Below are 1240 nucleotides of genomic sequence, written 5' to 3'. Positions count from 1 at the left end.
AGTCGTTCAAGCGGAATATGACAGCGCTTATTCGCTTATGTCTGCTTATATTGGCGTCAGTCCTGAGCAGTTTGAGGAACGTGGCAAAAAGATCTCCCACGATATGAAGATGCTTGAAGCACGTCAGGGCAAGCCGCTTTCCTTTGCACTTTTGAAGCAAGAGTCGGTCGGGGAGCATTTCTATAAAATAAGCTATTTGCTGAAGTACCCTTCAGCCGCCTTAGTTTGGGAACTAAATTACTACCAGCCTCAAGAAGGTTGGAACCTGGTTGATATTAGTTTCAACACCAACATTAATGCTTTGTTTGAGTAGGATATACGGTAAAGAAATTAGCTATTTTACTTATAGCGCTTGCGCTCGAAGTAAAATAGCCTTCATTTCATCCGGGTTTTTGGCGGTATCACCCTCTACAGAATGTTGCTGATAACCTGGCAGATAGTAACTAACCAAACGGCTAATCCAGAACCTTAAGGCGCCAAGCTCAAGACACCTGGGCCAAACCTCTCGTTCCCTGTCAGTCCAGGGTCGATGCGACTGATAAGCCTGAGTTATTGCTCTCAGCAAGCCCTCATCATAATCTCCTTTCGATGCATTCCACGCCCAATCATTCGCCATCACCGCCAAGTCAAATAACAAGGTAGCCTGACAGGCATGATAGAAATCAATGACCCCTGAAACCTCATCCCGCCGAAACAAGACATTGTCACGAAATAAGTCGCCATGAACGATACCCTGAGGGCAGTCTTGGGTGGCACTTCCATATTCATTGCTATATCTGAATATTGACTGCTCTAGTAAGTCAAAGTCTTCTTCTGGCATAGCACTCTGTTGCAAAAGCGCCTTCTGCGCCAACATCCAATCGCTATCTCGCGCTAAAGGGCGACTTCTTGGAAAGTCCCTTAAAGCCAGGTGCATACTTGCCAGATATTCAGCCATCGCCTCACACTGTGTAACCTTGGGTTTGCCCACTGCCTTACCAGACAAGCATTGAACGATCATTCCAGGCTTTTGCTCAAGTTCGAAAATTGCTTCGCCTTGCTTAGTCAATACTGGCGCAGGAACTTTAAAACCTTCTCGGGCCAGGTGCGTCGTCAGCTCATTGAAAAAGGGTAAAGTGTTTTTTTCCATGCTCTCGAAAAGAGTAAGAACATACCTCACGGCGCCTTTATCCGCTTCTTCGCCCCCGCTTTTTGGGTAGGTATCTAGAAAATAATTGGTATTCTCAATACCAGCGCTAAT

The 1240-nt window shown here is 46.0% G+C and carries 2 protein-coding genes; one reads left to right on the top strand and one right to left on the bottom strand.

Annotated features, from left to right (window positions below):
• On the top strand, positions 1-313 hold a 313-nt coding region (locus A3766_RS18995), incomplete at its 5' end, for a hypothetical protein (RefSeq protein ID WP_231882930.1).
• A gap of 30 nt (positions 314-343) precedes the next feature.
• Here A3766_RS18995 and A3766_RS18990 read toward each other — a convergent pair.
• The coding region (locus tag A3766_RS18990; protein ID WP_068642785.1) for a homoserine kinase at positions 344-1240 on the bottom strand (897 nt) is incomplete at its 5' end.

This window comes from Oleiphilus sp. HI0132, assembly GCF_001635845.1.
This window is presented reverse-complemented; position numbering and strand designations above follow the sequence as displayed.